Source organism: Bradyrhizobium sp., assembly GCF_019242285.1.
Classification (GTDB): Bacteria; Pseudomonadota; Alphaproteobacteria; order Rhizobiales; family Xanthobacteraceae; genus Bradyrhizobium.
The window spans coordinates 1-3820 of record NZ_JAFAVV010000120.1 but is presented as its reverse complement, the minus strand read 5'-3'; the positions used below and the strand labels follow the sequence as shown (position 1 = coordinate 3820).

Genomic DNA, 3820 nt, shown 5'->3' with positions numbered 1-3820 from the left:
CGCTTTTCGTCAAACCGGTGCTTGTGGCGCTTACTCGCCCACCGCAGTGGCGCGGTCCTGCTTCTCGACGATGCGGGCCGACTTGCCGCGCAAATTGCGCAGGTAATACAGCTTGGCGCGGCGGACCTTGCCGCGGCGAACCACCTTGATCGAGTCGATCATCGGCGACATCACCGGGAACACACGCTCCACGCCCTCGCCATAGGAAATCTTGCGCACCGTGAAGCTCTCGTTGAGCCCGCCGCCGGAACGGCCGATGCAGACGCCTTCATAGGCCTGCACGCGGGTGCGGTCGCCTTCGACCACCTTGACGTTGACGATCACGGTATCGCCGGGGGCGAAATCCGGGATTTCCTTGTTGGCCGACAGTTTGTCGAATTGCTCTTTTTCGAGCTGCTGAATGAGGTTCACGGGTAAATCTCCATCGGCGGCGCGCCCAGCCGACGGGGGCTCGCGCTTGATCCTGCTACGACTTGCGGATTTCGCCGCTCGTATACGGCAAAGGGCAGCGCTTGTCACCCTTTTGTCGTGTTTTTTGTTGCATCCGGACTCGGCCGCCGTTTCCAGAGGTCGGGCCGCCGCGCCCGTGTCAACGCCTCGGCTTCGGCGCGGCGCCAGGCCGCGACCTTGGCATGGTCGCCGGAAGTGAGGATTTCCGGGATTGGGCGGCCTTCAAAGCTCTGGGGGCGGGTGTATTGCGGGTATTCCAGTAGCCCTGCCGAGAAGCTTTCCTCCGTGCCGGACTCCATCTTGCCCATGACTCCCGGCAGCAGTCTCACGCAGGCATCGATCAATGCCAGTGCGGCGATCTCGCCGCCTGCAAGCACATAGTCGCCGATCGAGACCTCCTCGAGGTTCCGCGCCTCGATCACCCGCTGGTCCACCCCCTCGAACCGCCCGCACACGATCAGTGCGCCGGACCCCGCGGCAAGCTCCTTCACCCGCGCCTGGGTCAATGGCCGACCGCGCGGGCTCATCAGGAGCCGCGGAACCTCGGGGGCCGTGGCCGCGGCGTCGATCGCCGCCGCCAGCACGTCGGCGCGCAGCACCATGCCAGGGCCGCCGCCGGCCGGGGTGTCATCGACGCTGCGATGTCGGTCGGTGGCCGAGTCCCTGATGTCCTGCGCTTCCAGCGCCCAAAGGCCGCCCGCCAGCGCGCGACCCGCCAGGCTCAGGCCGAGCGGCCCCGGAAATATCTCCGGAAACAGCGTCAGCACGGTCGCGCGCCAGGGGGCGTGCCAGGTCGGGGCGGTGTCGGTCATGTCTCGTCATTAAGGCACCACGGCCGTCAGATCGAGGCCCTGCATCAGGGCCGCGGCCTCGACCGCGCGAGGGAAGTCGGCGAGCGCGAAGCGCGTGACGATGATCTTCTTCAGATCGAGCAGCCCTTCGGCGGCGAGCGCTGCGAGCTGGCCTGGTGCAGTGCGGTCGTACATGAACTGGCCGACCACCTCCCAGCCGTTGGCCAGCATCTCGCGGAATGACAACTCCAGCGGCGCCTCGGCGCTGCCCATCAGCACCAGCCGGCCGCCGCGCTTCAGCGCGCGCAGGCAGGAGAGCGTGGTCGAGGTGCTGCTGGCTGCGCCCAGCAGGTCAAGCGCGACATCCGCGCCGCCGGCCGCGGCGTGGCGGATGGTGGCGAGGTCGTTGGCTGTATCGCCGGTGACCACCGCGGGCACCACGCGCGGGCCGAAGGCTCCGACCAGCTGTTCCAGCGCCTCGCGCTTGCGCCCGACCGCGACCACGCGGCCGGCGCCCATGGCGACGGCCAGCATCGCGGCGCCGGAGCCGAAATAGCCGGATGCGCCGTTGACGACGATGGTGGCGCCGCCGCGAAGCCCGGTGCGTTGCAGCCCGCCGAACGGCACGATCAGTTTTGCCAGCCCGATCAGCTCGGTCGCCGGCTTGTCATCGAGTCGGGACAGCGGCGTGACGCAGGCGGCCGGCCAGTGCGCAATCTCGGCGAACACGCCGTCACGCCAGCGCGCCTGCAGTTTCAGCGCGGCGTCGGTCGCCGCCATCGAAGTGAGGCCGATGAGGATTTGCGGCGGCTCCGGATCGGGCACGTCGCCCCGCAGATGCGGACTCAGGAACACGCGATCGCCGGCCTGGACGTGGCCGACGTTCTCGCCGGTTGCGATCACCCGGCCGATTGCATTTGTGCCCGGCACGAACGGCATCGGCGGCAGGCTGTAGGGCACTGCGCCCGACAGCACCTTGCCCATGTAGGACAGCACCATGCCGGCCTCGATCCGCACCAGCACGCCGTCGGCTGCGGGCGTCGGCGTTTCAACATCGTCGAAGCGCAGGTCGTCCCGCGCATGCAGCCGCCAGGCCTTGTGGGTCGCCATGTTCGTCACTCCATTCACGTCGCGAGCAGATCACGCGGCGTCGGGAGCGTCACCCTCGATTTCCGCCGGCAACTCGATCAGCACGCGGCCGCCGGCGAGATCGACGGTCGGCACCACCGCATTCGAGAACGGCAGCATGATGCTGGCCCCTGCCGGCGGCGCGATCTCGATGATGTCGCCGGCGCCGAAATTGTGGATCGCGACGACCCGGCCGAGCGGCTCGCCGGCGGTCGTCTGCGCCGCGAGCCCGATCAGGTCGGCGTGGTAATATTCGTCATCCTCGGTCGCCGGCAGTTGTTCCCGCGCGACATAGAGCTCAGTGCCGTTGAGGCGTTCGGCATCGTTGCGGGTCATGACGCCCTTCAGCGTAGCGACGAGATGCCCCTTGGCCTCGCGCGCATGCGTGACCTCGAACTGCCGCGTGCCGTCCTTGCTCGACAGCGGGCCGTATTGCGTGACCGAAAGCGGATCATCGGTGAAGGTCCACAGGCGGACCTGTCCGCGCACGCCATGCGCGGCGCCGATCCGGGCGATGCAGATGTGCGGCGCCATCAGCGGGCCTCATCCTTCGAGACGCCGCTGCGCGGCTCCTCAGGATGAGGGTGCAGACCCTCATGCTGAGGAGCACGGCGCAAGCCGTGCGTCTCGAAGCACGAGGCCCGGATCATCTGGCAGCCTTACGCGGACTGTCAAGCCGACTTGGCGGCGGCCTCGGCCTGCGCCTTGCGCTCCTTGCGCGGCACGGCCTTGATCGGATTCTTGCGCGGCTCGCGCTTCTTGACGCCGGCGGCGTCGAGAAAGCGCATCACGCGGTCCGACGGCTGGGCGCCCTTGTCGAGCCAGGCCTTCACCTTGTCCATGTCGAGCTTCAGCCGCGCCTCGCTGTCCTTCGGCAGCAGCGGGTTGAAATGACCGAGCCGCTCGATGAAGCGGCCGTCGCGCGGAAAGCGCGAATCGGCGGCGACGACGTGGTAGACCGGGCGCTTCTTGGTGCCCGCGCGCGCGAGACGAATGACGACAGACATGGGATTCTCCTGAGTGTGACTTGATCTATGCGACTAACGAAACCGTCATTCCGGGGCGAGGCGAAGCCTCGAGCCCGGAATCCATACTCCCGATGGTGGTTATGGATTCCGGGCCAGCGTGCTCCGCACGCATCCCGGAATGACGAATGGATGGGGTGGCAGGCTTTCTCATTTTTTCTTCCCTGGGAAGCCGCCGAGGCCGGGCAAAGGCGGCTTGCCGGACAGGCCGGTGAGCCCCGGCAGGTTCGGCAGCCCCGAGCGCAGGCCGGGCGGAAGGTCCTTCGGCAGATTGGGCAGTCCGCCCGGGCCGCCGCCGCTCTTCATCTTCTCGGCCATCGCCTTCATCTGCTCCGGGCTCGGCGTCGGCATGCCGCCGCCAAAGCCCATCGCCTGGGCGATGCCGGCGAGCGGGCCGCGCTTGCCGGAGCCCATGGCCTTCATCAT

Annotated in this window: 5 protein-coding genes and 1 pseudogene; all 6 read right to left on the bottom strand. The window is 68.0% G+C overall.

All coding sequences use genetic code 11. The annotated features are described in order from the left end of the window. Positions 1–30: 30 nt before the first annotated feature. Positions 31–411, bottom strand: a complete 381-nt coding sequence (gene rplS, locus JOY90_RS04410) for a 50S ribosomal protein L19 (RefSeq protein WP_291689937.1) — start codon at positions 409–411, stop codon at positions 31–33. Between the two features lie 104 nt (positions 412–515). Next, positions 516–1262, bottom strand: a complete 747-nt coding sequence (gene trmD, locus JOY90_RS04405) for a tRNA (guanosine(37)-N1)-methyltransferase TrmD (protein ID WP_291689936.1) — start codon at positions 1260–1262, stop codon at positions 516–518. 9 nt (positions 1263–1271) lie between these two features. Then, positions 1272–2351, bottom strand: a complete 1080-nt coding sequence (locus tag JOY90_RS04400; protein WP_291689935.1) for a zinc-binding dehydrogenase — start codon at positions 2349–2351, stop codon at positions 1272–1274. Between the two features lie 30 nt (positions 2352–2381). After that, positions 2382–2906: a ribosome maturation factor RimM gene (gene rimM / locus JOY90_RS04395; protein ID WP_291689938.1), complete on the bottom strand. Its 525-nt coding sequence runs from the start codon at positions 2904–2906 to the stop codon at positions 2382–2384. A 134-nt stretch (positions 2907–3040) separates the two neighbouring features. Next, entirely contained in the window at positions 3041–3376 is a 336-nt protein-coding gene (rpsP, locus tag JOY90_RS04390) for a 30S ribosomal protein S16 (protein WP_291689934.1), read from the bottom strand. Positions 3377–3544: 168 nt separating this feature from the next. Further along, a pseudogene (locus tag JOY90_RS04385) lies at positions 3545–3820 on the bottom strand (signal recognition particle protein); the annotation flags it as partial.